Raw genomic sequence first — 1,663 nt, 5'->3', positions numbered from 1 at the left:
CGTGTTCCAAATAAATTAAAAGGAGAAATAAATCCCAATATGGATCGTTATTTTCTAGCTAAAGCAGGTCAGCATTTTGACTCAGAAGCAAAAGTTGTAGAATATATTTGTGAACAAATAAGAAAGATGAAGGGATTAACCTTAAAAGAAAATGGGAAAAGAGCAGATCTAATTGAGAAAAATAAATTATTTCGAGGTTTAACCATTAAATTTCATATTGTATCAGAAATGCATCCTTGTGAGTCTTGTCACAACATTATTGATGAATATAATAAAAAATGCCCTACTGTCATGACGTATGAATATGGTACAGAGTTTCATAATTTAGAAAGAGATTAATAATGAAAAATAAATATTTAAAATTTTACGAATTAGCAGTTGAGTTTTTAAATAAGACAGATTGTATTACGGAAGAAATTGCAAAATCAGGTAGTGATGAAAAAATTAATTTACTTGAAAAAAGACTAGGTTTTAAGTTACCTGAAAGAGTATATCATGCTTTAAAAATATGGGGAGGCAATGGTTTAAGGTATTATAAGAATGGTAGCTTTTATCAGTTTTTCTTAATAGAAGAAGCTATAGAAGTACTTGAAAATATTCCAGAAATACGTTCTAAATATATTCTATCAAATCTACCTGAAATCAAATGTATTTTACCACTAAAGTGGTATTCACCCTATGATGAGGGTGAATTTATTTTCATGAACTGTGATAATAATGAAGCAGATATTTATAAAATTAAAGGGTTATTTGTAGATGAGGATGATTATGGAAATCCTATTTCCTTAGATGAGGAGGAAGAGCCGGGAGTTGACCCTAGTGAGTATGAAGTGCAATTTTCTGGACCAGAGAATCACCATGAAATGCACATGAGAAGAGGAATAAAAGAGGGTTTTATTAATGGGATTAAATTTAAAGGTAAAGAGGAGTATAATTATATAAATTTTGAATCTTTCGAAGAAATCACATGGGCTAAGTTTTATCAATTTTATATCGATCAAAATAAATATAATCTTGATAAAGAGTGGGATGATAATTTTGTTCAAAAAATGTATGAAATAGAACAACAAACAGGAGAAATATTAGGAATAGAAGCTTACGAAATCGCCTACATTAAATACTTGATAGAAGAAAAAGGAGTGCCACCAATTCCTCATATTTATGATCCTTATTCAGATCCAAAAGCGGTGATATAAAGAATATGCCATTACCGTTTTTGGTTGTAAGTTTGAACGTTAACCATAACAGGTACTTTGATAATTAGAAGTAGAATATACAATTCACCTCTTCCCAACTTATTTTAAATAAGTGAGGAAGAGGTGAATTTTTATCAAATGGGCAGAAGATTTAGGTTTCATCCACAAAAAAATCTCAAAATTCCTTTTACAGCAATCTGACTAAAGGTTTTAAAAATTACATCAATGCTTTAAAAGGGGAATCACTCAAAGAAGCCCGCTATATCATGGCGGTCACTTTGGTGAAACCTGAAAACTTTGACAAGCTGTTAGGGAAAATGTGAGCGGATCTCCCCACAATTGCCGGAAAACTATTGGGCAAATTAATCTTAGGCGAAGGAAAAGCGGAGATGAAGGAATTCTTAATTACGCACTTAGAAAAGATGTTTGATGAACTGATGCTGGATGCATTAGGAGAGGACGGAAAG

2 protein-coding genes are annotated in these 1,663 nt (G+C 31.4%); both read left to right on the top strand.

Going from position 1 to position 1,663, the window contains the following annotated elements; translation table 11 throughout:
- A partial coding sequence (locus HHU12_RS33795; RefSeq protein WP_169661131.1) for a hypothetical protein occupies positions 1-339 on the top strand: 339 nt, incomplete at its 5' end.
- A gap of 2 nt (positions 340-341) precedes the next feature.
- Positions 342-1,196: a hypothetical protein gene (locus HHU12_RS33790; RefSeq protein WP_169661130.1), complete on the top strand. Its 855-nt coding sequence runs from the start codon at positions 342-344 to the stop codon at positions 1,194-1,196.
- Positions 1,197-1,663: the final 467 nt, after the last annotated feature.

Source organism: Flammeovirga aprica JL-4 (assembly GCF_012844305.1).
GTDB classification, from domain to species: domain Bacteria; phylum Bacteroidota; class Bacteroidia; order Cytophagales; family Flammeovirgaceae; genus Flammeovirga; species Flammeovirga aprica.
The sequence above is the reverse complement of the archived record's forward strand: the minus strand, read 5'-3'. Positions and strand labels throughout refer to the sequence as shown.